The organism is Streptomyces spongiae (assembly GCF_009377185.1).
Lineage (GTDB): Bacteria > Actinomycetota > Actinomycetes > Streptomycetales > Streptomycetaceae > Streptomyces > Streptomyces spongiae.
This window is the reverse complement of sequence record NZ_VJZC01000030.1, coordinates 13942-40608: the sequence shown is the minus strand read 5'-3', so window position 1 is coordinate 40608 and position 26667 is coordinate 13942. Positions and strand designations below refer to the sequence as shown.

General features: G+C 69.8%; 22 protein-coding genes. 16 read left to right on the top strand and 6 right to left on the bottom strand.

Annotation, left to right across the window (positions count from 1 at the left end; genetic code table 11):
• Positions 1-32: 32 nt before the first annotated feature.
• From ptlH to fdxA, 14 genes are all read left to right on the top strand, one after another.
• Positions 33-884 carry a 1-deoxypentalenic acid 11-beta-hydroxylase gene (ptlH, locus tag FNH08_RS07465; protein ID WP_152770477.1) on the top strand — a complete coding sequence of 284 codons (852 nt, stop codon included), beginning with the start codon at positions 33-35 and terminating at the stop codon, positions 882-884.
• A gap of 55 nt (positions 885-939) precedes the next feature.
• Positions 940-2394, top strand: a complete 1455-nt coding sequence (locus FNH08_RS07460; protein ID WP_152770475.1) for an MFS transporter — start codon at positions 940-942, stop codon at positions 2392-2394.
• 100 nt (positions 2395-2494) lie between these two features.
• Positions 2495-3322: a 1-deoxy-11-beta-hydroxypentalenate dehydrogenase gene (ptlF, locus tag FNH08_RS07455; RefSeq protein ID WP_322723939.1), complete on the top strand. Its 828-nt coding sequence runs from the start codon at positions 2495-2497 to the stop codon at positions 3320-3322.
• 17 nt (positions 3323-3339) lie between these two features.
• The gene (gene ptlE, locus FNH08_RS07450) at positions 3340-5094 is read left to right on the top strand and encodes a neopentalenolactone/pentalenolactone D synthase (protein ID WP_407704340.1); all 1755 of its coding nucleotides are present in this window, start codon (positions 3340-3342) and stop codon (positions 5092-5094) included.
• 35 nt (positions 5095-5129) lie between these two features.
• Positions 5130-6029 (top strand): neopentalenolactone/pentalenolactone F synthase, encoded by a 900-nt coding sequence (ptlD, locus tag FNH08_RS07445; protein ID WP_152770474.1) that lies wholly within the window; start codon positions 5130-5132, stop codon positions 6027-6029.
• Complete coding sequence (locus FNH08_RS07440) at positions 6026-7039, top strand: polyprenyl synthetase family protein (protein ID WP_152770472.1); 1014 nt, start codon at positions 6026-6028, stop codon at positions 7037-7039. The genes ptlD and FNH08_RS07440 overlap by 4 nt, the downstream gene beginning before the upstream one ends.
• Before the next feature lie 91 nt (positions 7040-7130).
• Positions 7131-8144, top strand: coding sequence for a pentalenene synthase (gene ptlA, locus FNH08_RS07435; RefSeq protein WP_152770470.1), 1014 nt, complete (start codon positions 7131-7133; stop codon positions 8142-8144).
• A 70-nt stretch (positions 8145-8214) separates the two neighbouring features.
• A complete protein-coding gene (gene ptlI, locus FNH08_RS07430) occupies positions 8215-9609 on the top strand; it encodes a pentalenene oxygenase (protein ID WP_152770468.1) in 1395 nt (464 codons plus the stop codon).
• A complete protein-coding gene (locus tag FNH08_RS07425) occupies positions 9606-10607 on the top strand; it encodes a 4-hydroxy-3-methylbut-2-enyl diphosphate reductase (RefSeq protein WP_152770466.1) in 1002 nt (333 codons plus the stop codon). Before ptlI ends, FNH08_RS07425 begins: the two co-directional genes overlap by 4 nt.
• A 29-nt stretch (positions 10608-10636) precedes the next feature.
• The gene (locus tag FNH08_RS07420; RefSeq protein WP_152770465.1) at positions 10637-12433 is read left to right on the top strand and encodes a 1-deoxy-D-xylulose-5-phosphate synthase; all 1797 of its coding nucleotides are present in this window, start codon (positions 10637-10639) and stop codon (positions 12431-12433) included.
• 21 nt (positions 12434-12454) lie between these two features.
• Entirely contained in the window at positions 12455-13621 is a 1167-nt protein-coding gene (ispG, locus tag FNH08_RS07415) for a flavodoxin-dependent (E)-4-hydroxy-3-methylbut-2-enyl-diphosphate synthase (protein WP_228033958.1), read from the top strand.
• The gene (locus FNH08_RS07410) at positions 13618-15492 is read left to right on the top strand and encodes a 2-oxoacid:acceptor oxidoreductase subunit alpha (RefSeq protein WP_152770464.1); all 1875 of its coding nucleotides are present in this window, start codon (positions 13618-13620) and stop codon (positions 15490-15492) included. Before ispG ends, FNH08_RS07410 begins: the two co-directional genes overlap by 4 nt.
• Positions 15482-16420, top strand: coding sequence for a 2-oxoacid:ferredoxin oxidoreductase subunit beta (locus FNH08_RS07405; protein ID WP_322723936.1), 939 nt, complete (start codon positions 15482-15484; stop codon positions 16418-16420). The genes FNH08_RS07410 and FNH08_RS07405 overlap by 11 nt, the downstream gene beginning before the upstream one ends.
• A 52-nt stretch (positions 16421-16472) precedes the next feature.
• Positions 16473-16793: a ferredoxin gene (gene fdxA / locus FNH08_RS07400; protein WP_322723935.1), complete on the top strand. Its 321-nt coding sequence runs from the start codon at positions 16473-16475 to the stop codon at positions 16791-16793.
• A gap of 88 nt (positions 16794-16881) precedes the next feature.
• Here fdxA and FNH08_RS07395 read toward each other — a convergent pair whose 3' ends face one another.
• The gene (locus FNH08_RS07395) at positions 16882-17493 is read right to left on the bottom strand and encodes a response regulator transcription factor (protein WP_152770461.1); all 612 of its coding nucleotides are present in this window, start codon (positions 17491-17493) and stop codon (positions 16882-16884) included.
• A gap of 1491 nt (positions 17494-18984) precedes the next feature.
• On the opposite strand from FNH08_RS07395, the gene FNH08_RS07390 reads away from it, so the two are divergent.
• Positions 18985-19824 carry an AfsR/SARP family transcriptional regulator gene (locus FNH08_RS07390; RefSeq protein WP_152770459.1) on the top strand — a complete coding sequence of 280 codons (840 nt, stop codon included), beginning with the start codon at positions 18985-18987 and terminating at the stop codon, positions 19822-19824.
• Between the two features lie 435 nt (positions 19825-20259).
• Here the strand turns inward: FNH08_RS07390 and FNH08_RS07385 are convergent, their stop codons facing one another.
• The 4 genes from FNH08_RS07385 to ccrA form a co-directional block, all read right to left on the bottom strand.
• Positions 20260-21030, bottom strand: a complete 771-nt coding sequence (locus FNH08_RS07385) for a thioesterase II family protein (protein WP_152770457.1) — start codon at positions 21028-21030, stop codon at positions 20260-20262.
• Positions 21031-21092: 62 nt separating this feature from the next.
• A complete protein-coding gene (locus FNH08_RS07380) occupies positions 21093-21983 on the bottom strand; it encodes a 3-hydroxybutyryl-CoA dehydrogenase (protein ID WP_152770456.1) in 891 nt (296 codons plus the stop codon).
• A complete protein-coding gene (locus tag FNH08_RS07375) occupies positions 21980-22978 on the bottom strand; it encodes a 3-oxoacyl-ACP synthase III family protein (RefSeq protein ID WP_152770454.1) in 999 nt (332 codons plus the stop codon). The genes FNH08_RS07380 and FNH08_RS07375 overlap by 4 nt, the downstream gene beginning before the upstream one ends.
• A 51-nt stretch (positions 22979-23029) precedes the next feature.
• On the bottom strand, positions 23030-24388 hold the full coding sequence (ccrA, locus tag FNH08_RS07370) for a crotonyl-CoA carboxylase/reductase (RefSeq protein ID WP_152770452.1): 1359 nt from the start codon (positions 24386-24388) through the stop codon (positions 23030-23032).
• 391 nt (positions 24389-24779) lie between these two features.
• Between ccrA and FNH08_RS07365 the strand changes: the two genes are divergently transcribed.
• Positions 24780-25367 (top strand): RNA polymerase sigma factor, encoded by a 588-nt coding sequence (locus FNH08_RS07365; protein WP_228033957.1) that lies wholly within the window; start codon positions 24780-24782, stop codon positions 25365-25367.
• Positions 25368-25395: 28 nt separating this feature from the next.
• Here FNH08_RS07365 and kynU read toward each other — a convergent pair whose 3' ends face one another.
• A complete protein-coding gene (gene kynU / locus FNH08_RS07360; protein WP_322723933.1) occupies positions 25396-26664 on the bottom strand; it encodes a kynureninase in 1269 nt (422 codons plus the stop codon).
• Positions 26665-26667 lie beyond the last annotated feature (3 nt).

Sequence of the window (26667 nt, the reverse complement as noted above, 5' to 3'; positions counted from 1 at the left end):
CCCACGCACAGACGTCACGAGGACAAGGAATCATGACGGAAACCTTCAGCGACTACGTCGACTGCACGCCCCTCCTCGACGACCGTGAGGCCCTCAACCGGTTCTACGACGAGCACGGCTACGTCTATCTGCGCGGCGCCCTGGACCGTGAACTCGTGCGGACCGCCGCCGAGCAGATGCTCGAGGGCCTGATCGCACTCGGCCACGCCGCCCCCGGCACCACGCTCGACACCCTCGATATCGAGTCCTTCGAGGCGGTCGACGAGGTGGCGATGCACGACTACGTCAAGTACGACGACCTGTGGAACCACCCCTCGGCCCTCAAGGTCTGGGAGAAGGTCTTCGGCGAGCCCGTCTTCGTCTTCAAGTCGACGACGATCCGCTACTACCCCTCCGCCGCGGGTTCCGCGGACCCGAGCTTCCTGACGCCGCTGCACCAGGACGGCTACTACATCGGCCCGAACAAGGACTTCCGCACCGCCTGGATACCACTGCTCCCGACGACCCGCGGCATAGGCGGCGTCGCCGTCGCCGACGGCAGCCACAAGAAGGGCCCGCGCGAGCACGTCGCCACCGAGAACCACCGCCGCTTCGGCCACCCCATGCGCGGTATCCCGGCGGAGGAGTTCGGCGCGGACGAGCAGCTGCTGTTCTCGCCCATGGAACCGGGCGACGTGATCATCTTCCACGCCTTCATGTGTCACAAGTCCATCCCGAACGTCTCGGTGAACCCGGCCGGCATGCGGATGTCGATGGACACCCGCATCCAGCCCGCCTCCTCACACCGCGGGTTCAATGCTCTGACCCCCTGGGCGGACTCCGCGAAGGACCCCTCCAAGGGACTCGTCGCGAAGCTCTCCGGCACCCCCGCCACCACCGAGTGACGTTCCCTCCGCACCCGCGCCAACCGTCCCCCCACAAACGCCTGGTAGGCAGCGCATGACGAAACGCGAGGGCCTCCCCCCTTTGCAGGAGCCCACCGCGACACCCGAGCCCTCGGCCGGCACGGAACCGGCCACCGCGGGGCTCAGTGGCATCGCCCTCATGGTGGTGCTCACCGGATACGTCCTGTCCATCGTGGACGCCTCCATCGTCAATGTGGCGCTGAGCTCGATCGATGACGACCTCCACGGCGGCCCCGCCGCACTGGAGCTGGTGGTGTCCGGCTACGGTCTCACCTACGCGCTCGGCCTGGTGCTGGGCGGACAGCTGGGCGACGCCTTCGGCAGACGGCGGCTGTACGCCTATGGGCTCGCGGCGTTCACCGTCACCTCGGCGCTGTGCGGACTCGCCCCGACCATCGAGTTCCTCGTCGTGTCCCGGCTGCTGCAGGGCGCCGCCGCCGCCATGCTCGTACCGCAGGTGCTGGCGACGATCCAGGCGGTCACCGTGGGCCAGGCGCGCGCCCGTGCGATCGGCATGTACGGCGCGACCGCGGGCGTCGGCATGGTCATCGGGCAGATCCTGGGCGGGCTGCTGGTCTCGCTGGACATCGCCGGGATCGGATGGCGCATGGTCTTCGTGATCAATGTGCCGATCGGAGTGGCCGCGCTGCTGGCCGTCCGGCGTGTCCCCGCGACCAGGGCCGACACGAAGCCGGGCTTCGACCCGCTGGGCACCCTGTTGTTCGGTGTCACCATGGCCTGTGTGCTGGCCGTGGTCGTGGCGGGCCCCGACCTGGGCTGGCCACTGTGGCTGTGGTCGTTTCTCGCGCTCGCCGCCGTGGGGGCACTGGCGCTGGCGCGGGTCGAACGCGGGCTGGAGGCGCGGGGCGGCTCACCGCTGCTGTCCCCGTCGGTGCTGTCCCACCCGGGGATGCGCAGAGGGCTGGCGGCGATGGTGCCGTTCTCGACCTGTTTCGGCGCCTTCCTGTTCGTCTACGCGCTGATCGCGCAGGGTCACTTCGGCTTCGACGGGCTCGTCTCCGGCGCGGTGATGTCGCCGTTCGCCGTGGCGTTCTTCGTGGTGGCGCAGTTCACCCCGAGGATCGCGGCGGCCCTGGGCGGCCGGATCGTCACCCTGGGCACCGTCGTCCAGGGCGCTAGCCTTCTGCTGCTGGCGCTGGTGCTCTGGCTGGGCTGGCCGCATCCCTCCCTGGCGCTCGTGCTCGTCGGGATCGGCTCCTTCGGAGCGGGCGCGGCGCTGATCGGCCCGACGCTGTTCCGGATGATCCTCGCCGACGTGCCCTCCGCACAGGCCGGCATGGGCAGCGGTGTGCTGGTGACCAGCCAGCAGATGGCGACCGCGCTGGGCGCGACCATCGGCGGAACCCTGTATGTCTCCCTGGCCGGTTCGCTGTCGACGGTGTCGGCGGCCGTGCTCGTTCTCGCCTTGTTGGTGTGTTTCTCGGTGATCGTTCTCGTGATCAGCCTGAGGCTCCCCGACCCCAGATGACACCGGCGCCCCTCGAACGGCGCGCTCTGATCCAGACCTTCTCCTTGGCAACGGCGCGCCGTCCTTCGGCGTACCCGCGCGCAGAAGCGGAGACAGCCAAGTGCACTTACAGACAAGGACAGCCGTGGTCACCGGCGCGGCCAGCGGCATCGGTCTCGCCCTCAGCGCCCGCTTCGCACGGGCCGGCGCCGGCGTGGTCATGGCGGACGTCGAAGGCGACGCACTGCACCGCCGGGCCGCCGAACTCACCGCACAGGGCGCTCAGGTCACCGCCGTGACCGCCGACCTGACCGACCCGGACGCCGTCGAACGTCTCGCGGACACGGCGTTCGACGTGCTCGGCGACATCGACGTCGTGTGCAACAACGCCGGGGTCCTCGGCCCCGTGGGACAGCCCCTGTGGGAGGTGCCGCTGGAGCGGATGCGGCAGGTCTTCGAGGTGAACCACTGGGCGCACGTCCTGGTGGCCCGAGCCTTCGTCCCCCGGCTCCTGGAGCGCGGCCGGCCCGCCCATCTGATCCACACCGCCTCGATGTCCGCCTTCGTCGTCGGCGCCGGCAGCGCCGCCTACGCCGCCTCCAAGCACGCCGACCTCGCGGTCGCCCGCAGTCTCCGTGCCGATCTGCGGGGCACCGGGGTCCGGGTGTCGGTGCTGTGCCCCGGCCGGGTCGACACCCCCATGGTCCAGGGCCTGACGGCCCCGCGCGGCGCGGGCGGTGACACCTCGGTGAGCGCCGAGGACGTCGCCGGACTCGTGTGGGAGGCCCTCGGCTCCGACCGCTTCTATCTCTTCAGCAACTCCGACGCCCCGCTGCGGCTGCGCGATCAGTTCGACGACGTATGGCGTCATCTTTCCCTTCCGCCCCCTTCCCCCGAGGAGGAGCTGTGGCCCGCGCCGAAAGCGACGACCGTACCGATGAAACACTGACCATCGACCTGGAAGCGGTGAGGGAGAAATACCGGCAGGAACGCGACAAGCGCAGCGTCGGTCGCACCTACCAGTTCGCGCGCGGTGACTTCAGCCGCTACGCGCGAGACCCCTACACCGAGTGGCAGGAGCGCGAGCCGCTCACCGACGAGGTGGACGTCGCCGTCGTCGGTGCCGGCATCGGCGGCCTGCTGACCGGCGCCCATCTGCGCAAGGAGACCGGCCTGGAGCGTATCCGGCTGATCGACGAGGCCGGCGACGTCGGCGGCACCTGGTACTGGAACCGCTTCCCCGGCGTCCGGTGCGACGTCGAGAGCTACATCTACATGCCGCTGCTCGAAGAGACCGGCACGATACCCACCGAGAAGTACTCCACCGGGCCCGAGATCTTCGCCCACCTCCAGCAGATCGCCCACAGGTACGACCTCTACCGCGACGCCCTTTTCCAGACCACCGTCACCGAGCTGCGCTGGGACGAGGCCGCCGGGAAGTGGCTGGTGAGCACCGACCGCGGCGATCTGATCCGGGCCCGGTACGTGGCCATGTCGATCGGCCTGATGCACCGCCCCAAACTCCCAGCGCTGCCGGGCCTGGAGACGTTCGCCGGGCACTCCTTCCACACCAGCCGCTGGGACTTCGACTACACCGGCGGCGACAGCACCGGCGGCCTGACCAAGCTGAAGGACAAGAAGGTCGGCGTCATCGGCACCGGCTCGACGACCATCCAGCTCGCCCCGCACCTCGCCGAATGGGCCGAGCAGCTCGTCCTCTTCCAGCGCACCCCGGCCGCGGTCGACGTCCGCGGCAACCGGCCCACTTCGACCGACTGGGCGGACAGCCTCGAACCGGGCTGGCAGCAGCGCCGGATGGAGAACTTCCACGCGCTGACCTCCGGCATCCCGCAGGACGAGGACCTGGTCCAGGACCGCTGGACCCAGACCACGGCCAAGCTGGCCGCCGCGATCCTGCCCACCGGCGACACCGACGGCGACCCGAAGGAGCGGGCTCTCGCGGCCGAGCGGGCGGACTTCCTCAAGATGGAGGAGCTGCGCGCCCGCATCGACAGCGTCGTCACCGACCCCGCGACCGCCGCCGCCCTCAAGCCGTACTACCGCGTCTACTGCAAGCGGCCCTGCTTCCACGACGGCTACCTCCAGACCTTCAACCGGCCCAACGTGACCCTGGTCGACACCCAGGGACAGGGCGTGGAGCGGCTCACCCCGGCCGGGGTGGTCGCCAACGGCCAGGAGTACCCGGTCGACTGCCTGATCTTCGCCACCGGCTACGAGCACGAGTTCTCCGTCCCGTACACCGACCGCGCCGGCTACGACATCGTGGGCCGCGACGGCTTGAAGCTGTCGGAGAAGTGGGCGGACGGGGCGCACACCCTGCACGGACTCCAGGTGAACGGCTTCCCCAACTGCTTCATCCTGTCCAAGGTCCAGGCCGGCCGGCACGTCAACATCGCCTACATGCTGGGCGAGCAGACCCGGCACCTCGCGCACATCGTCAGTTGCGTCGAGGAGCGCGGCCACCAGGTCGTGGAGGCCTCCGGGGCCGGCGAGAAGGAATGGGTCGAGGAGATCCTCCGGCTCGCCAGCAACGACCTCGACTTCCTCGAGAACTGCACGCCCGGCCTCTACAACAACGAGGGCGACCCGAGCGGACTGCCCCAGCTCAACTCCAGCTACGGCGGCGGCTCGGTGGAGTTCGTGAACATCCTCAGGCGCTGGCGCGAGGCGGGCGACCTCGCCGGCCTCGACCTGCGCTGACCATCCCATCCCCTCTGCGAAAGGCGGCAACGCCCATGGACGTAACGCCGATACCCGGCGCCGCTCTCGGCGCCGTCGTGAACGGCGCCCACGTCACCGGAGACATGGACAAGACCCAGTTCGAGGAGATCTGGGCGGCGCTCGACGCGCATCTCGTCCTCGTCTTCCGCGGCCACGAGACCCCCTCCTACGAGGATTTCCTGGCTTTTGGCCGCCGCTTCGGGTACATCCCGAAGACCGGTCTGACCAGCGGCGCCCACCCCGACCACAACGAGATCCTGATCGTCTCCAACCTGGTGGAGGACGGCCGCAAGATCGGCGTCGGCGACGCCGAGTGGATGGGCTGGCACACCGACTACTCCTTCCGCCCCCGCGTCTCCCAGGTCGGCTTCCTGGAGGCCGTGGAAGTGCCGTCCTCCGGCGGCGGGGAGACCCTCTTCACCGACATGTACGCCCTGTACGAGTCGCTGTCGCCCGAGGAGCGCAGGCGTCTGCACTCCTACCGGGTCCGCCACGCCCTGCGCACCGGGTACGAGGAGACCATCGAGGAGGAGCTCCAGCGCGAGGTGTCCCTCGGCGAGGGCACCGCGCAGATCCAGCCCGAGGACGGCACCTCCACCATCCACCCGCTGATCGCCCGCAATCCGCGCACGGGCCGCCAGTCGGTCTACATCAGCACGCTGAACACCAAGCGGATCGTGGACCTCGCTCCCGACGACAGCCGCAAGCTGCTCGACGAACTGCTGTCGCACGCGGGCAAGCCCCAGTACACCTACGCCCACACCTGGCAGCCCGGGGACATCGTCATGTGGGACCAGCTCGGCACCGTCCACGCCAAGCAGGCATTCGACCCGGCCGAACGGCGCATCATGCGCCAGGTCGTCAGCATCTTCGACGACCCGACCGGCCCCTGGCGCGCGGAGGTCGCCGCATGAGCACCGCTCCCGCCTGCCTCAGCCACAGCCGGGGCACGATCACCCCGGCGCTGCGCGCGGCCGTCGACCGGCTCGACCACCGTTCACGTCATCAGGCGGCCTACCACTTCGGCTGGATCACCGCCGGCGGCGCGCCCACCAGCGCCGACGCCGGCAAGGCCGTACGGCCGGCGCTCGCGCTGCTGTCGGCCGAGGCGGTCGGCGCACCGCCGGAGGTCGCCCTGCCCGGAGCCGTCGCCGTCGAGCTCGTGCACAACTTCTCCCTGGTGCACGACGATCTGATGGACGGCGACGAGGAGCGCCGCCACCGGCGCACGGTGTGGAAGCTGTGGGGTGCCTCCAGCGCGATCCTGACCGGTGACGCGATGCTGGCGCTCGCCCAGGAGGTTCTGCTGGACTCCGGGCTGCCCACGGCGGCGCCCGCGGCACGGCTGCTGGCGCAGACCACCCGGCATCTGATCCGCGGCCAGGTGCAGGACCTGTCCTTCGAGCAGCGGCCGCACGTGGCGATCGAGGACTGTGTCGACATGGCCGCGGGCAAGACCGGGGCGTTGCTGTCGGCGAGCGCCGCGATCGGCGCCGTACTCGCCGGGGCTCCGGAGGCCACCGTGGACGCGCTGGCGCTCTACGGTGACCAGGTGGGCCTGGCCTTCCAGCTCGTCGACGACGTCCTCGGCATCTGGGGTGATCCGGCCGTCACCGGCAAGTCGGTCCACTCCGATCTGCGCGCCCGCAAGAAGTCCCTGCCGGTCAGCTACGCGCTCAATCAGGGCGGCAAGCTCAGCGTCGAGCTGTCAGCCTGGCTCTCCGCTGCCGGCGAACCCGGCGAGGAGGAACTGCGGCGCGCGGCCGAACTGATCGCGGACGCCGGCGGCCGCGACTGGGCCATGGCCGAGGCGGCGCGGCGGATGGCGCTCGCCGAGGATGCCCTGCGCGGTGTCGAGCTGGACGCCGGTGCGTGCGAGGAACTTCTCGCGCTCGGGCGCTTCGTCGTCGACCGCGAGGTCTGAAGCCGGACCGGGCCCGACTGCCCTTGTCCGTTTCTCTCCCCCCACTTTCAAAGCACCACCATGCCCTCTGCTCCCACTTCAAGGATCCCCCATGCCACAGGATGTCGACTTCCACATACCGCTGCCTGGACGGCAGAGCCCTGATCACACCCGGGCCGAGGCCGAGCAGCTGGCGTGGCCGCGCTCGCTCGGTCTGATCAAGTCCGATGCGGCGGCCGAGCGTCATCTGCGCGGCGGCTACGCCGATCTGGCCTCCCGTTTCTACCCGCACGCCACCGGCGCCGACCTGGACCTGGGCGTCGACCTGATGTCGTGGTTCTTCCTCTTCGACGACCTCTTCGACGGGCCGCGCGGCGAGAGCCCCGAGGAGACCAGGCACCTCACCGACGCGGTGGCGGCCGCACTGGACGGGCCTCTCCCGCCCTCGGCGCCCCCGATCGCCCACGGATTCGCCGACATCTGGCAGCGCGAGTGCGAGGGCATGACACCGGCCTGGTGCCTGCGCACCGCCCGGCACTGGCGCAACTACTTCGAGGGCTACGTCGACGAGGCGGAGAGCCGGTTCCTGAACACGCCGTACGACTCCGCCGCGCATTACCTCGCCATGCGGCGGCACACCATCGGCGTGCAGCCGACGGTGGACCTCGCCGAGCGTGCCGGCCGCTTCGAGGTGCCGCACCGGGTCTTCGACAGCGCGGTGCTGTCCGCGATGCTCCAGATCGCAGTCGACGTCAACCTGATGCTCAACGACGTCGCCTCCCTGGACAAGGAGGAGGCCCGCGGCGAGCTGAACAACATGGTCATGATTCTGGGCCGCGAGCACGGCTGGTCCAGGGACCGCAGCATCTCCCACATCCAGGACGAGGTGCACGCCCGGCTCGAACAGTTCCTGCTGCTGGAGTCCTGCCTGCCGAAGGTCAGCGAGATCTACCAGCTCGACGCGGGTGAACGCGAGGCGCTGGAGCGGTACCGCACGGACGCGGTACGCCCGGTGATCAGCGGTTCCTACTACTGGCACCGCTCCTCGGGCCGCTACGACGCCGAGTTCGCGCTCGCCGCCAGCTCCCAGGGCTACCTGGAGGAACTCGGCAGCTCCGCCCGCTAGCACCTGTGTGTGGCCGTGGGAACGGCCCCATCCATCAACAGCTCCGTACCGACGGGAAGTTGAGAAAAGAATGTCCGAGCAGACGACCTTCGTCGCGGGAGCGGCGCCCGGGGCCGTCCCCATCGTGGGACACGCCCTGCAGATGATGCGCAACCCCGTGAACTTCATGACGTCGCTGTCGGCCCACGGCGACCTGGTCCAGATCAGGATCGGTCCCACGACGGCCTACGTCCCGACCCACCCCGACCTCCTGCGGTATGTGCTGACCAACGACCGCATCTTCGACAAGGGCGGCGTCTTCTACGACCGCGCCCGCGACATCGCCGGGAACGGGCTGGTCACCTGCCCGTTCGCCGACCACCGCCGCCAACGCCGGCTGATGCAGTCGGCGTTCACCCGTGGCCAGCTCAAGCGCTACGCGGCGGCCATGCACGCCGAGATCGAGGACACGGCGTCGCGCTGGCACGACGGCATGGTCGTCGACGCCTTCCAGGAGATGTACGGCATGGCCCTGCGCACGGTCGGCCGCACCCTGTACTCCACCCCGGTCAGCCCGGAGCTGACGGCGAAGGTGGAACGGTCCTTCGACGTCGTACTCAACGGGCTGTTCCGCCAGATGTTCCTGCCCGGTGTGATCCGCCGTCTGCCCCTGCCGTCCAACCGCCGCTACCAGAGCAACCTCGAGTTCCTCCACGAGACCACCCAGGAGCTGATCAAGGACTACCGCAACGACGGCGTCGAGCACGACGACCTGCTCGCCGCGCTGCTGGCCTCCCGCGACGACGACGGCGGCCGGCTCGACGACAGGGAGATCCACGACCAGGTCATCACCGTGATGGCGGCCGGCACCGAGACCGTCGCCGGCACCCTCACCTGGGTGTTCTACCTGCTCTCCCAGCACCCGGAGATCGAGGCCGCGCTGTACGAGGAGATCGACACCGTCCTCGACGGCCGCGCCCCGGAGTGGGACGACCTGCCGAACCTCTCCCTGGCGGACCGGATCATCTCCGAAGCGCTCCGACTGCACCCGCCGGCCTGGCTGTTCACCCGGCTCACCGCCTCCGAGACCGAACTGGCGGGCCGGCAGCTGCCCGCGGGCACGACCGTGGTCTTCAGCCCCGCGGCGGTGGCCCAGTACGACGACGCCTTCGACAACCCCGCGAAGTTCGACCCGGACCGCTGGCTGCCGGACCGGGTCTCGCCGTCGGCCCGCCAGGCGTTCATGCCGTTCGGCACCGGCGCCCGCAAGTGCATCGGCGACCTGTACGCGCGCACCGAGGCCACGCTGGGGCTCGCCACGATCCTCGGCCGCTGGCGGGTCACCCCTGAGCCGGACATGGACATCCGCCCGGTTCCGCTGGCCACCGTCTACCACCCGCGCCGCTTGCGCTTGAAGCTGTCCGCGCGTACCCCGCATCCTGTGGCGTCCGCCGTACCGGCACCGACCGGGGGTGACGCCATATGACGGGGAGCAACGTCGTCCTGGCCCAGCCGCGCGGCTTCTGCGCGGGCGTGCGGCGCGCCATCGGCATCGTCGAGCGGGCACTGGACCTGCACGGAGCGCCGGTGTACGTGCGCAAGGAGATCGTGCACAACCACTACATCGTCTCGGAACTCAAGAAGCGCGGCGCGGTCTTCGTCGACAGCGAGGACGAGGTCCCGCAGGGCGCGGTCTGTGTGTTCTCCGCGCACGGCGTCTCTCCCGGTGTGCGGTCCTCCGCCGCCGAACGGCAGCTCGAAGTCATCGACGCCACCTGCCCACTGGTCTCCAAGGTGCACCAGGAGGCGGTGCGCTTCGCCCGCGACGGCCGGACCATCCTCCTGGTCGGGCACGAGGGACACGAGGAGGTCGAGGGCGTCCTCGGCGAGGCACCCGACCGCGTCGTCGTCATCGAGACCGAGGAGGACGTACGGCGTCTCGGTCTGCCCGACGACACCCCGGTGGCGGTTCTCACCCAGACCACCCTGTCGTTCGACGAGACCGCGAAGGTCGTCGAGGCGCTGCGCGCCCGCTTCACGGACCTGATCACCCCGAACGACGACGACATCTGCTACGCGAGCCAGAACCGGCAGAACGCCGTCAAGGACCTGGCACGCCGCAACGACCTGGTCCTCGTCGTCGGCTCGCTCAACTCCAGCAACTCGCTGCGCATGGTCGAGGTGGCACGGGAACACGGGGCCGCGGCGCATCTCGTGCCCGACGAGGGCCATCTCGAACCTGCGTGGCTGGAGGGAGTCTCGACCATCGGCATCAGCTCGGGTGCCAGTGCCCCGGAAATCCTGGTGGACGGGCTCGTCGCCAGGCTCGCCGCGCTCGGTTTCGACGGCGTCGAGCTTCAGCAGGGCATCGCCGAGGACGTCGTGTTCTCCATGCCCGGACGCCTGGCCGACCCGGCCACCGGCCGGGTGCCGCAGACACCGCTGGCCGGAGAGGCCCTGTCATCACCCGGTGGGGCGCGATGAATCCGTCACAGGAGAAAGAGGGTTCCGCAATGCCCTGCCTGGAGGAGATCCGCGGGCCGGAGGACGTACGGGCCCTGTCCCCGCAGCAGGCCCGCGACCTGGCGCCGCAGATCCGGCGGCTGCTCGTGGACACCTGCACCGCCACCGGCGGTCACCTCGGTCCCAATCTCGGGGTCGTCGAGCTGTCGATCGCCCTTCACCGGGTCTTCGACTCTCCCCGCGACCGGATCCTGTGGGACACCGGCCACCAGGCCTATGTTCACAAGATCCTCACCGGCCGCACCGAGGACCTCGCCACGCTCCGTCAGACAGACGGGCTGTCGGGGTATCCCTGCCGCGCCGAGTCCGAACACGATGTCATCGAGAACTCGCACGCCTCGACGGCCCTGTCGTGGGCGGACGGGCTGGCCCGCGCCCACGCCATCCGCGGGGTGACCGACCGCGCCGTGGTGGCCGTCGTGGGCGACGGCGCGCTGACCGGGGGCATGGCCTGGGAGGCTCTCAACAACATCGCGTCCGCCCCCGAGCGCCCGGTGGTCGTGGTGCTCAACGACAACGGCCGCTCCTACGCCCCCACGGTCGGCGCCATTGCCGAGCACCTGGCAGTGCTGCGCGGCCCCGACGCCCCGCAGGCCCTCTTCGAGAGCCTGGGGCTGGCCTACCTCGGCCCGGTCGACGGCCACGACTTGGAGGCCGTGGAGGCCGCGCTGCGCAAGGCGGCCGGCCTGCGCCACCCCGTGGTGGTGCACTGCGTCACGGAGAAGGGCCGCGGTCATCTCCAGGCCGAGCAGGACGAGACGGACCGATTCCACGCCGTGCGCGCCGCTTCCGCGAAGAAGGCGTCCGGCGCGGCTTCGTGGACGTCGGTGTTCGGTCGGGAGCTGGTGGACCTCGCAGCCGACCGGCCGGACGTGGTCGCCATCACCGCCGCCATGCTCGACCCGACGGGGCTGAGCGAGTTCGCGCGCCGCTACCCGGAGCGCATCATCGACGTGGGCATCGCCGAGCAGCACGCCGTTACCGCGGCCGCGGGACTGGCCCTGGGCGGCATGCATCCGGTCGTCGCGCTGTACGCCACCTTCCTCAACCGTGCCTTCGACCAGCTCCTGCTGGACGTGGCCCTGCACCGCGCGCCGGTGACGTTCGTCCTGGACCGGGCGGGCGTGACCGGCGACGACGGCCCGTCGCACAACGGCATGTGGGACCTGTCGCTGCTGAACCTGGTGCCCGGCCTGCGCCTGGCCGCACCACGGGACGCCGCCACCCTGCGCCGCTCGCTCAGGGAGGCCGTCGCCTGCCACGAGGGTCCCACCGCCCTGCGTTACCCCAAGGGCGCCAGCGTCGAGGACATTCCCGCCGTCGACGCCTTCGCCGGAATCGACATCCTGCGCAGCGGCGAGCGGCCGGACGTCCTCCTGGTCTCCGTCGGCGCCATGGCCACCACCTGCCTGGACGTGGCCGAGCGGCTGGCCGCGCAGGGCGTCGGCGTCACGGTCGTGGACCCCCGCTGGATCAAGCCGGTCGCACCCGAACTGATAGGGCTCGCCCTCGACCACCAGCTGGTCGCCACGGTCGAGGACAACGGCCGGGTCGGCGGCGTCGGGGCGCGTGTCGCCCAGGCGCTGAGCGAGGTCGAAGCGACGCTGCCGGTCCGTACCTTCGGTGTCCCGCAGCACTTCCTGAACCATGGCTCACGGTCCGACGTGCTGCAGGCAAGCGGCCTCACAGCCCGTCACCTCACCCACGCGCTGCTGGAATCCCTGCCTTCCGGACAGGGCCGGGCCCGGCAGGAGGCCACTCCCTCTCTGGCCCTCGGCGGACGCTGAGAACTTCAAGGAGGAATTGTCATGACTGTCGCACTCGGAGTGCCGACGGTGCCGCCGAGGCTGGCCCAACGGCGTGCCAGCCGTCAAATCAACGTAGGACCCGTGCCGGTGGGCGGGGACGCCCCGGTGTCCGTGCAGTCCATGACCACCACCCGTACGTCGGACATCGGTGCCACGCTGCAGCAGATCGCCGAACTGACCGCGTCCGGCTGCCAGATCGTGCGGGTGGCCTGCCCGACACAGGACGACGCGGACGCCCTGGCCACGATCGCCAGGAAGTCGCAGATCCCGGTGATCGCGGACATCCACTTCCAGCCGAAGTACGTGTTCGCCGCGATCGAGGCCGGCTGCGCGGCGGTCCGCGTCAACCCGGGCAACATCAAGCAGTTCGACGACCAGGTCAAGGAGATCGCGCGCGCCGCCAAGGATCACGGCACCCCGATCCGCATCGGCGTCAACGCCGGTTCCCTGGACAAACGGCTGCTGCAGAAGTACGGAAAGGCCACCCCGGAGGCCCTGGCCGAATCGGCGCTGTGGGAGGCGTCCCTGTTCGAGGAGCACGACTTCCGGGACATCAAGATCTCCGTCAAGCACAACGACCCGGTGGTGATGGTCAACGCCTACCGGCTGCTTGCGGAGAAGTGCGACTACCCCCTGCACCTCGGGGTCACGGAGGCGGGCCCGGCGTTCCAGGGCACGATCAAGTCGGCGGTCGCGTTCGGCGCGCTGCTCAGCGAGGGCATCGGCGACACCATCCGCGTGTCGCTGAGTGCCCCGCCCGCCGAGGAGGTCAAGGTCGGCATCCAGATCCTGGAGTCCCTGGGCCTCAGGCAGCGGCGCCTGGAGATCGTCTCCTGCCCTTCCTGTGGGCGTGCCCAGGTCGACGTGTACAAGCTGGCCGACGAGGTCTCGGCCGGCCTGGACGGCATGGAAGTGCCGTTGCGCGTCGCCGTCATGGGCTGTGTCGTCAACGGCCCCGGTGAGGCCCGCGAGGCCGACCTCGGTGTGGCCTCCGGCAACGGCAAGGGCCAGATCTTCGTCAAGGGCGAGGTCATCAGGACCGTTCCCGAGTCGAAGATCGTCGAGACGCTGATCGAAGAGGCGTTCAAGCTCGCCGAGCAGATGCCGCCGGACGAGGCCGCCGACCCTGCCGCCGAGCAGGTGACCGTGAAGGTGGTGGGCGGATGAGTACACCGCCCACGGTGAAGCAGCTCGACCGGGTCGTGATCCGGTTCGCCGGCGACTCGGGCGACGGGATGCAGCTGACGGGCGACCGGTTCACGGCGGAGACGGCGGGCTTCGGCAACGACCTGTCGACGCTTCCGAACTTCCCGGCCGAGATCCGGGCGCCCGCCGGCACGCTGCCCGGGGTGTCGTCCTTCCAACTGCACTTCGCCGACCACGACATCCTCACTCCCGGTGACGCGCCGGACATCCTGGTGGCGATGAATCCGGCCGCGCTCAGGGCGAACCTGGCGGACCTGCCGCGCGGCGCGGAGATCATCGTCAACACGGACGAGTTCTCCCGGCGCGCCCTGGCCAAGGTGGGCTGGTCCGCCAGCCCGCTGGACGACGGCACGCTGGAGGCGTACCGGGTGCATCCGGTGGCGCTCACCACGCTGACCGCGGAGGCGCTGAAGGACTCGGGGCTCACCCGCAAGGACGCGGAGCGGGCGAAGAACATGTTCGCGCTGGGCCTGTTGTCCTGGATGTACCACCGGCCCACCGAGGGCACCGAAAGGTTCCTGCGCACCAAGTTCGCCCGGCGGCCGGAGCTTGCCGAGGCCAACGTGACCGCCTTCCGGGCGGGATGGAACTACGGCGAGACCACCGAGTCGTTCGCCGTCTCCTACGAGGTGGCGCCGGCCGAGCGCGCCTTCGCACCGGGCCGCCATCGCAACATCTCCGGAAACCTGGCCCTGTCCCTGGGGCTGGTGGCGGCCGCCGAACGCGCGAGCCTGCCGCTGTTCCTGGGCTCGTACCCGATCACCCCGGCCAGCGACATCCTGCACGAGCTGAGCAAGCACAAGAACTTCGGGGTGCGCACCTTCCAGGCCGAGGACGAGATCGCCGGCATCGGCGCGGCCCTGGGGGCGGCCTTCGGCGGCGCGCTGGGCGTGACCACCACATCCGGTCCGGGCGTGGCCCTGAAGTCGGAGACCATCGGCCTCGCGGTCTCCCTGGAACTCCCGCTTTTGGTGGTCGACATCCAACGCGGCGGACCGTCCACCGGACTGCCCACCAAGACCGAGCAGGCCGACCTGCTCCAGGCGATGTTCGGCCGCAACGGCGAGGCCCCGGTCCCGGTGCTCGCCCCGGCCACCCCGGCCGACTGCTTCACGGCCGCTCTGGACGCGGCCCGCATCGCCCTGACCTACCGCACTCCGGTGTTCCTGCTGTCCGACGGCTACCTGGCCAACGGCTCCGAGCCCTGGCGCATCCCCGACGTGGCCGAACTGCCGGACCTGCGCGTGGAGTTCGCCACCGCTCCGAACCGGCCCGACGGCTCCTTCTGGCCGTACCAGCGCGACCCCGAGACCCTGGCACGCCCCTGGGCGGTGCCGGGCACACCGGGCCTTGAACACCGCATCGGCGGCATCGAGAAGCAGGACGGCACGGGCAACATCTCCTACGACCCCGCCAACCACGACCACATGGTGCGGCTGCGCCAGGCCAAGGTGGACGGCATCGCCGTACCGGACCTGGAGGTGGACGACCCGTCGGGGGACGCCCGGCTGCTGGTGCTGGGCTGGGGCTCGACGTACGGCCCGATCGCCGCCGCGGTGTCCGAGGTGCGCGCCGCCGGCGGCAGGGTCGCGACCGCGCATCTGCGGCACCTCAACCCCTTCCCCGCCAATCTCGGCGCGGCGCTCCGCCGCTACGACCGCGTCCTGGTCCCGGAGATGAACCTCGGTCAGCTCGCGCTGCTGCTGCGCGCGCGGTTCCTGGTGGACGTCCGCTCCCACACCCAGGTCTCCGGCATGCCGTTCAAGGCCGCACAGCTGGCCGCCGTGATCGAGGAGAACGCCAAGAACACGGAGGCCACCGGTGCCCACTGACATCGCGCTCACCCCGAAGGACTTCAAGTCCGACCAGGAGGTGCGCTGGTGCCCCGGCTGCGGCGACTACGCGATCCTCGCCGCGGTCCAGGGCTTCATGCCGGAGCTGGGCATCGCGCGCGAGAACATCGTCTTCGTCTCGGGTATCGGCTGCTCCTCCCGCTTCCCGTACTACATGAACACGTACGGCATGCACTCCGTCCACGGCCGCGCCCCGGCCATCGCCACCGGCTTGGCCTGTGCCCGCCCCGACCTGTCGGTGTGGGTGGTCACCGGCGACGGCGACGCGCTGTCCATCGGCGGCAACCACCTCATCCACGCCCTGCGCCGCAACGTCAACCTCAAGATCCTGCTGTTCAACAACGAGATCTACGGCCTCACCAAGGGCCAGTACTCGCCCACCAGCGAGCGGGGCAAGATCACCAGGTCGACCCCGATGGGCTCCCTGGACGAACCGTTCCGCCCGCTCTCACTGGCCATCGGTGCGGAGGCATCCTTCGTCGCCCGCACCATCGACTCCGACCGGGGGCATCTGACGGACGTCCTGCGTCAGGCCGCCGCCCACCAGGGCACGGCCCTGGTCGAGATCTACCAGAACTGCAACATCTTCAACGACGGCGCCTTCGACACTCTCAAGAACCCCGCCACCCGCGACGACGCCCTGCTGCGTCTGGAACACGGCAGGCCCTACCGGCTCGCCCCGGACGCCGAGGAGATCGTCCACGACGTCGAGGATCCCGATCCCACCGCTGCCTTCACCCTCTCCCGGCTCAGGCACCCCACCCCCATCGGCGTCCTGCGCAGTGTCCGGCGCCCCGCCTACGACCAGCTCATGAACCGGCAGACCGCCGGCGCCGTGGCCGAGCGGGGCCCGGGCGACCTGGCTGCCCTGCTGGCCGGCACCGACAGCTGGACAGTCCGAGGCTGAGCCCGACAACGACAACCGCCGCAGACAGCGCCATGAACAGAGGAAAGCACTCGTGACCTACGTCATCGCCCAGCCTTGTGTCGACGTCAAGGACAAGGCGTGCATCGAGGAATGCCCGGTCGACTGCATCTACGAGGGACAGCGGTCCCTCTACATCCACCCGGACGAATGCGTCGACTGCGGTGCCTGTGAACCGGTCTGCCCGGTCGAGGCGATCTTCTACGAGGACGACACTCCGGAGGAGTGGAAGGACTACTACAAGGCGAACGTCGAGTTCTTCGACGAGCTCGGCTCCCCCGGCGGCGCCGGCCAGCTGGGGCTGATCGAGCGCGACCACCCGCTCGTCGCCGGACAGCCGGTCCGCGCGGCATGAGGAGATCCGCAGATACACGGCGCGGCGGACACCGCGGTCGGCGCACCGGCCGATGTGTCCGCCGCGGAGACCTCCGCAGCCGCCCGGCTCACGGTAACCAGCCCTGGTCGTAGGCGATCCGGACCGCGTCGATGCGATTGCGTGCACCGAGCTTGGAGACGACGGAGGTCAGGTAGTTCCGCACGGTCCCTTCGGACAGGCACAGGCTGTTGGCGATCTCGCCGACGTCGGCCCCCCGGGCGGCGTGTCTCAGGACTTCCGTCTCCCGGGCCGAGAGGGGATTCTCCTTGATGTTCCAGGCGTCCAACAGCAGCTCGGGGTCGATGGCCTGCTGGCCGGCGGCGACCGCACGCACCGACTTGGCGAGCTCACCCGGCGGGGCGTCCTTGACGAGGAACCCCCGCGCGTGGGCGGACAGCGCGCGTCGCAGGAGGCCCGGGATCCCGAATGAGGTGAGGATCAGGGTGCGGCAGCTCGGGAGCTTCTGGTGGAGTTCCGCCGCCGCGGTGAACCCGTCCTTGCCGGGGAGATCGATGTCGAGCACCGCTACGTCGGGCCGGGTTTCAAGAGCGGTGGGCAGGACGTCGTTCCCCTGACTCACCGAGGCCACAACGAGCAGATCCGCTTCCAGCTCCAGTAGGGCTGCCAGGGCCCCGCGGACCATGTGAACCTCGTCGGCGAGCAGGATTCTGGTGTGCATGATCGTGTACTTTCGTCTCGTTCCGTGCGCTCCGGCCCGACGCCGGTGCACTTGCTCTGCCCCGTTGCTTTCGGCAGCGGCCGCCCAACCGTGCGAAGTCCGCAGATGCGCGAGGTATCCGGAATCGCCGCGATCTCCTGACGGGAGCGCCGCTGTCGGGACCCGTCGATGGGTCGGCTTCCCCGTCGTCCTGGCCGGTTCGTTCCGCTCGACGTGCGATGCCATGTACACGGCGCACGAGACAGCCGCGAGCAACGGCGCCTTGGCCCAGGCGATACCCGGAGCACCGGCGACGACCGGAGGTCAGACGAGCCCGACTCCGCGCAAGCTGATCAGCGGTGTGGCCGACGGCCCCGCCATACGGGTCCGGAGGACGCCGTAGTGGAGCGGGGGCGGACCGGTCGTCGTGGCTTGCGCACGGAGCCCGACGAGCAGGAAGAGGGCGATGGCCCAGCGGGATGACGGCGATGATCCGGCTCAGCCAGTACGCGGGGATGTCACGGTGCGGCACCCGATCCGGTCCGTCCGGCCACCGCTCCCCGAGGAGCACCCGCATTTCGTCTCCGCACGAGCGCCGGCCGCTCGCGGTCCGGTACCTGCCATGCCACGGACGTGCCGCGCGATACGGGAGTTCTCGCCTTCGTAACCGACTGGCCGTCAGGACGACCGCCGCCCGCCCGAATGTCGCACCCATCTCATACGAATGCCATTTCCGGTCGATCAGGGACGGCGGCATCGAGAGCAGTCGGTGATGGGTGGATTCTTGCGAGTGAATGAAGGAATCAGAGCACAGCAATATCGCAGAGACGAAAGCCGAGGATGCGCTCCGACCTTCCTTCTCGACTTCCTCCCTCTGCTTCCGGCACGGAAGATCCCGAGCGCCGATGCCCCGATATTCCGCTCGGCCGCATCAGATCCATGCCCCACCGCGCCTGTCGATAACCGCCCGGCAGACCTGAACGTGCTCCATGTCACCAGGGTCATATGCGCCCCAACTCCCCTCGTGACAGCGGCACATGCGCGAGCGGCGCGGGCGACCGGCTCGGCACCCCGCAGTGAATACAACTTCCTGATTCTGTGATGTGCCGCACAGAGATAATTCCGGTACAGAAGCGAGGGGGGCGATGAGTGGGGAGTCTCATGGGTCCATGATGGCGGACCTGGCCTGCATGTTCAAGATTCTTAAAAACTAAAAGACCATCAAATCTTTCTTGGCCAGATCTCACTCTGATGAACACTTGGTGAAGGGGGCAGAGTTTTGGCATAGTCGGATGACGCCCGATTTGCGATCAGTCGCAACCCCCAGGGCTGCCGCACGACAGACCGTCATGAACCGGACGCCACAGGTCCCGAGGCAGCTCGACCGCCCGGCCGGTTGCGGCATGACATGACATATTCATACGCAAACTCGTGAATGGATCACTAGGCCCCACGGCACAGCCATGCCAGTCTTCGAGGCGCGGGGGTTCCGCAAGACAGCAGAGGACTCGGATGACGGAAATTACGGTTCTGGGGCCGTTCACAGCCACCTACGGACAGTCGTCCTTCGCCCCCAGTGCTACCAAGCCCCGCCAGGTCCTGGCACTCCTGGCACTGCAGGCCGATCGCGTCGTCACCGCGCCAACTCTGATGGAGGAAATCTGGGGCGAGGAACTGCCCCGCAGCGCCGCCACGACACTGCAGACGTACATCCTGCAGCTGCGCCGCAAGCTCTCCGCCGCTCTGGAGTGCGACGCGGTGGAGGCGAAGGACGTACTGGTGACGCTGCACGGTGGGTATCTCCTGCGGGCCCGGCCCGAGCGGGTGGACGCACAGGGATTCGAGAAGCTGGCCGCCTCGGGAGGCAGAGCCTTCGAGGCGGGTGACGACCTCACAGCATCCCGCCTCCTCAGCCAGGCCCTCGGGCTCTGGCGCGGGCCGGCGCTGATGGATGTGAAGGTGGGCCGTGTGCTGGAGCTGGACGTCGTCCGACTGGAGGAGAAGCGGATGACCGTCCTGGAGCGGCGGATCGACGCGGACCTCGGACTCGGGCGCCATGGCGAACTGGTCCCGGAACTCTCCGTGCTGGCCGCCCGGCACCCCATGCAGGAGACATTCTGCGCGCAGCTCATGACGGCCCTGTACCGGTCCGGCGGCGCGTGGCGGGCCCTGGAGGCCTACCAGCGTCTGCGCTCGTCCTTGGTGAAGGAGCTGGGCCTGGAGCCCTCGCAACGGCTGAAGCGGCTGCACCAGGCGGTGCTCTCCGGTGAGGAGTTCGCCGACCACCGTAGCTTCGGCGCATCCCACAGCCACACCTCGGCCCGGCTGACCAGCCGGACGAACGCCGCCTGACGCTGACCGTGGCCACCGGGGCCGTCCGCTGGCCACGTTTCGGCGAACGTGTGGCGTTCCTGTGTCTCCTGGGGCACACAACGCAGTTGCCGCCGGCGAGTGAGGCCAAGTGCCCGCCGAGGCCGAGCGGCTGCTCGACGACCGAGGTTTCCACACCACGTTCGTACGCGCCCCGCTCGGCGGGTGGCTGCACAGGTCGGCCGGTCTTCCGGTGGGACGTCTCGCTCGGCTTCGGCCACGGCCTCACCGCACTCTGCGGCGACGACCGGCAGCGTGGCCGGATCGCCCGACCAGGGCCAGTGGGGGAAGTCCCGTCGTCCGCCGCCCCGCGGCGCGAACGCCGCCTACCGGGCACCGCTCCCGGCGACAGGTGGCGCACACCTTTCGGCCCGTGTATCAGGGGCGTGCGCGCCCCTGATACACAGGCCGGTTCCGTCAGTGCCGCGGTCCCGCAGTCGAGCCTGACTCGGTCGGCGCCAGAACGGCCGGTGGACCGAGCCGGCCGAGCCGGTCCGCCAAGGCCGCCCGGAACTCCGGCTCGTCGAGGAAGAAGTGGCCCTTCCGCAGCAACGTCAGTTCGAAGTGCCGTTCGGTGAGCTCGGCCCATGCCTCCATGCCCGCCGGATCGGTCAGCCGGTCCCGGAGTCCCGCGAAGGCGGCGATCGGCACGTCCAGCGGCTCACTGTGCGTATGAGCATAGGTCTCGACCATTCCCAGGTCGGCACGGAGCGACGGCAGGTACACCTGGAGCACCGACGGATGCGCGAGCAGAGCCTGCGGGATGCCGCCCATCCGACGCAGCCCGGCCGTGAACAACGGGTCCGGAAGCGTGTGGATGGGCTCGTGGGACAGCGGCCATACGGGGGTGTTGCGCCCGGAGACGAGCAGCAGTTCGGGCGGTGTGCTCAACTGCCGCAGACGCCGCGTGGTCTCGTAGGCGACGAGTGCGCCGAAACTGTGGCCGAACAGGGCGAAGGGCCGGCCCTGGTACTCCCCCATCAGACGGATCACCTCGGTCACGACCTGTCCGATGTCCCGCAGCAGGGGCTCGCGCAGCCGCGTCCCGTGGCCGGGCAGTTCCAGCGGGACCACCCGCACTCCCGGTGGCACCGCGGTCCCCAGGCCGCCGTACGGCCGTGCGCTGCCTCCGGCGTGCGGCAGGCAGTAGAGAGTGAGCCAGGTCTCGGGGGTGAAGACCTGCGTCATGGACCGTCTCCTTCCGCGGCACGGGGGATGCCCGTGCCGCGTCGATCAGCGATGGATTCGCGTCACCCGTAGCGGTAGAACCCTCGCCCCGTCTTCTTGCCGAGGAATCCGCTCTCGACCATGCGCGTCAGCAGCGGCGGCGGGGCGTAGAGCGTCTCCTTGAACTCGTCGTAGAGGGCGTCGGCCACCGAGCGCACGACGTCCAGACCGATCAGGTCGGCGAGTTTGAGCGGGCCCATGGGGTGGGAGCAGCCCAGCGTCATGCCGCGGTCGATGGTCTCGGCGGAGGCGAAGCCCGACTCGACCATCCGCACGGCGGCCAACAGATAGGGCACCAGGAGGGCGTTCACCACGAACCCGGTGCGGTCCGTCGACGGGATGGCCTGCTTGCCGAGGCCCACGGTCACGAACTCCTCGGCCCGGGCCAGCGCCGACTCCGCCGTGTGCAGGGAGGAGATGACCTCGACGAGCGGCATGCGCTGCGCCGGGCTGAAGAAGTGCAGCCCCAGGACCTGCTCGGGCCGCCCGGTCGCGCTCGCCATGGTCGTGATGGGCAGGGAGGAGGTGTTCGAGGCCAGGATCGCCTCCGGGTCCTCCACGGTCTTGTCGAGCAGGGCGAACAGCTCCACCTTGGCGTCCTTGTCCTCGGCGATGCACTCGATCACCAGCTGACGGTCGGCCAGGTCGAGAAGGTCGCTGGTGAAGGAGATCCGGCCCAGGGCCTCATCGCGCTCGGCCGCGCCGATCCGCTCCGCGCGCACCGCCCGGTCGAGGGAGGCGGCGACGCGGCTCCGCCCGGCCGCGGGCGTGCTCCTCGACGAGACGGCCACCCGCACGTCGTACCCGGCCAGCGCCGACAGTTCGGCGATGCCCGAGCCCATGAGTCCGCAGCCGACGACTCCGACCCGTTCCACTCCGCCTGCCCCTTCCTGGTGGTGTGACGTGGGTGTCATGCGGCGGCCCCCCAGCGCAGATAGGCGGCCGCCATCGCCATGCCACCGCCGAAGGCGCCCAGCATGACCAGGTCGCCGGGCCGCAGGTGTCCCGCGCGGGCGGCGTCGTCCAGGGTGATCGCGACCGAGGCGCTCCCGACGTTCCCGTAGCGCTCCAGCGTGCGGTGGGTGTGCGCATGGGCCAGGCCGCCGGCCTCGGCGAGTTGGGAGAGCAGCACGCCGTTGGGCTGGTGCGGAACGAAGTGCCGCACCTCGCTGAGCGGGATCCCCGTCCTCTCGGCCAAGCCTTGGGCGAAGGGCGGAAAGTTCTCCATCACGAATTCCCGCACACCCCGCCCGTCCATGCGGACGAGGTGGTCACCGCGGGCGAGGGTCTCGGCGGACGCCGGGAGCCGGGTGCCGCCCGCGTCCACCCTGATGAGCCGCTGGGCATCACCGCGGCTGGCGAGTTCGAAGTCGACGAATCCGTACCCGTCCTCCGTCCGGCCGACGAGCGCCGCCCCGGCACCGTCGCCGAACAGCACCGCCGTGCGGCGGTCGGAGAAGTCCAGGGACCGGGAGTACAGATCGGCGGCGACCACGAGGGCACGGCTCTCCGGCCGCTGGGCGACCAGGGCATGGGCGAGCGCGAGGGCGTAGATGAAGCCGCTGCACACCGCGTTGATGTCGAAGCAGGCGGCACGAGTGGCGCCCAGGTTGTCCTGCACGATGCAGGACGTCGGAGGCTGCGGTGCGTCCGGCGTCGAGGTGGAGACGATCAGGTAGTCCACGTCCTCGGCCGGCACGCCGGCGCGATCCAGTGCCTCGGCCGCCGCGCGGGAGACCATGTCGGACGTCACCTCGTCGGGTGCCGCGTAGCGCCGGCTCCTGATCTGTGTCTTGCGCTCGATCCACTCGGTTTCCACACCGACGCGTTCGGCGACCTCGGCGTTGCTCACCTCCTGCTTCGGAAGATACGAACCCGTGCTCAGGATTCCTATGGACTGGAAGGACATGGGGGCAGTGTCTCCTTCGGGCGGGATTCCGGATGCATGTCGGATTCCAGGTCAGGCATGGCTTTCAGTACGGGCGGACTGCGACTCGGGATTCCGCAACGGGTTGAGCCGCTTCTCCCCGATCCTCGTCCGGAGTTCGGGATCGGTGACGCCCAGTCCCTCGCGAGGGGCCATGCAGAGCACTCCGACCTTTCCGACGTGCCGGTTCTGCTGCACCAGGCGTACCGCCGCACCACTGTCCTCGAGCGGATGGAGATCGGACAGCGCCGGAAGGAGTTTCGAGAGGCCGAACAGCCGGTTGCACTCCGCCATCTCCTGAAGGTTCGCGGCGTGGCTGCCCACGATGCGCTTCAGGTTCATCCACAGATAGCGGTTGTCGTACTGGTGCTGATAGCCGGTGCTCGATCCGCAGGTGACGACCGTGCCGCCGCGGCGGACGACGAACACCGAGATCCCGAAGGTCGCCGCGCCGACGAAATCGAAGACCACGTGGGGATCCTCGCCGGTCTCCTTGCGGATGATCCTGCCCAGCCGCTTGCCGAGTGTGATCGGGTCCTCGGGTGCGCTGTTGCCGTGCAGGCCGATCTCCGCGCGGTTGACCACGACGTCGCAGCCGAGGGACCGCACCAGCTCTGCCTTCTCCTCCGAGCCGACCACGCCGACCGGGATGCCACCCGCGTTCTTGACCAGTTGGACCGCGTAGGCGCCGAGGCCGCCGGCCGCTCCCCAGATAAGGACCACGTCGCCGAGCTTGATCCGGGCCCCCCGGTCGCTGATCAGCATCCGGTAGGCGGTCCCCGCGGTCAGGAGGTTGACGGCTGCCTCCTCCCAGGTCAGATGGGCCGGCTTGGGCAGGAGCTGGCTCGCCCGGACCACCGTGTAGTGCGCCAGCCCGCCGAAGTTGGTCTCGAAGCCCCAGGCGCGCTGCCCGCCGCCGAGCACGCCGTCGGCGTGGGTCATCGGCTCCTGGTCGTCGGCCTGGATGGGGCTGACGACGACGTGGTCGCCCACCCGCCACCTTCGGGTGCCGGAGCCCACGCGGACGATGACCCCGGCGGCGTCGGACCCGATGACGTGGTAGGGCTGGTCGTGCCGGGCGGCGTGGCCGCCCTCCCTGGCGAAGCGCTCCAGGAAGGTGAAGGTCGGGATCGGCTCGAACATGGCCGACCAGACGCTGTTGTAGTTGACGGAACTGGCCATCACGGCCACCAGTACCTCGTCCGGGGCCAGTTCCGGCATGGGCACCATGCCCACGTGGAGCGACTTCCGGACGTCCTTGTCCTCGACCCCCGCGAAGATGCCCACATCTTCCTTGCGAAGGTGCGCGGCAAGGTATTCGTCCGGGACTTTCTCCCGTTGCAGTTCTTCCGGATCCGCACCGGCCAGCACCGCCTCGGTCAGAGACGACATGGGAATTCCTCCAACTCGCTTCAGAACAACTTCTTTCCCACGGCTTTGGCCTTGACCGCTGCCCGCGCTCGGCGAAGCCGAGGCTGAGGCCGACGCTGCACAGGAAGTTCGTCGCGGTGGGGCGGCCACGCTGTACCGCGGTGGTTTGCCGAGCACACGTACGCCTCCGCCGGTCCGGGATCACAAGGCCCGGACCGGATCACACCACTGGCGAGTCGTACTTCGGCGGATATCCACTTGAGGACGGCTCGGCCGGGGTTCGAGACAGATTCCAGTCGGCCTGGCCAGGCTTCGAGGCATGAGAAAAACCGATGCGGTCCTGTCCAGGCAACGCGTCTGAGAGCGGACCAGCCCCTGACGCCCTGACCGCCCGCCACACTCGTGAGGACCCATGTCCAGCCCCCTCATGTCATGCACGCCCAAGGCCGGCCCCGAGCCCTGCGAAGCCGACGTCAGCCCTTCCCGCGACCGCCACGCCCCGCAGGTGAGCAGCCTGCTGCCACGCGCTCAGGCCGGCGACCGTGAGGCCATGAACGACCTGTTGCGGCATGTCGCCCCACTGGTCGTGCGGCACTGTCAGCGGGTCACCCGGCGGCACGGCCCGGATGCCGCGCAGGAGGCCATGCTCGCGATCTACCGCGGCATCCGCGGACTGCGCGAGCCCAATGCCTTCTACTCCTGGGCCCGCGCGATCGCGGTACGGGAAGCCATACGCACCAACCGGCGCCTCGGCAACTTCGCGGCCGAGGATCTGCCCGACCTGATGCAGGACGCCAATCCCATGGCCGCCGTTCACATCAGCGACATCCTGGACCGGCTGCCGAACCACCATCGCGAGGTACTCACCCTCCGCGCGGTCTACGGCCTGGACGAGCAGGAGATGGCAACGGCACTCGCCCTGCCTCTCGGTACGGTCCGCTCCCGGCTGTACCGGGCACGGCAGAACTTCCACGACGCCTGGCACCAGCAGTCCGCCTGACGGCCCGGCCCAGGACGCGCCACGGGGGTCAGGTGACGGCTGCGCGGTGCAGGAAGCGCGGGTCCCGGTGCTCCCCTTGGGTCACGGCCTGCCTCAGGTGTCGTACGGCCGTCAGCATGTCGCGGTGGGAGACGTACAGGGCGTTGACGCCGAACCGCAGCAGGTCCGGAGCCCGCATGTCGCCGATGACGCCGCGGGCGGCGAGCGCGCGCACCAGTGGATACGCGTCGGGGTGCCGGAGAGCCACCTGGCTGCCGCGCCGGTGCGGTTCCCGTGGGGTGACCACGGTGAAACCGAGACCGTCCAGCAGGGTGTCGGCGCAGTCCATGAAGAACCCGGTCAGCGAGAGGCTCTTGGCCCGGACCTGCTCCATGCCGACCCCCTCGAAGGCGGTGAGGGCCGCCTCCAGTGCGAGCAGGGAGAGGATCGGCGGCGTGCCGATGCGGGCGCGATCCACTCCCGGGGCAGGAACGTAGTCGCCGCTCAGTCCGAAGGGATCCACGTGCCCGTTCCAGCCGGTGAGCGGATGGTCGAAGGCTGCCTGGTGGCGCCGGGCGATGTAGATGAAGGCCGGGGCACCCGGTCCGCCCGACAGGAACTTGTAACCGCAGCCCACCGCCAGATCGACGCCCAGCTCGTCCAGTCGGACGGGCAGCGCGCCGGTCGCGTGGCACAGATCCCACAACATCAGTCCCCCGGCCTCCTGTACGGCACGGGTGATCGCGGGCATGTCGTGGAGCTCACCGGTGCGGTAGTCGACCGGGGAGTAGCCGGCCACCGCCACCTCGTGTCCCCGTTCGGCCAGGCACCGGGGCAGGTCGTCCGGCGCGACCCGGAGGACCTCCAGGCCGAGCAGCCGGGCCACCGAGTCGGCGATGTACCCGTCGGTGGGGAAGTGGCCCGGGTCGGTCAGCAGCAGCCGCCGCCCGGGACGCAGCCGCGCGGCCGCGGCCAGGCCGTTGAACAGTTGCACGGTGGTGGAGTCGCCCGCCACGGTCTGCCCGGGCGCCGCGCCGAGCAGCTGTCCGATCGTGTCCCCCACCCGCAGCGGCGCCTGCCACCAGTGGTGCTCGTTCCAGGAGCGGATCAGGCCCACACCCCATTGCCGGTGGACGCCGTCCGCGAGCGCTTCCGGCACCGCGGCCGGCAGGGCACCGAGCGAGTTGCCGTCCAGATAGACGACTCCGTCCGGCAGGACGAAACGTTCCCGCTGCGCCGCCAGCGGGTCCGAGGTGTCGAGTTCGGACGCCCGTGCCTGGAGTTCCTTCAGGGCGGTCGTGGTCTCTGAGACGGTCACGGT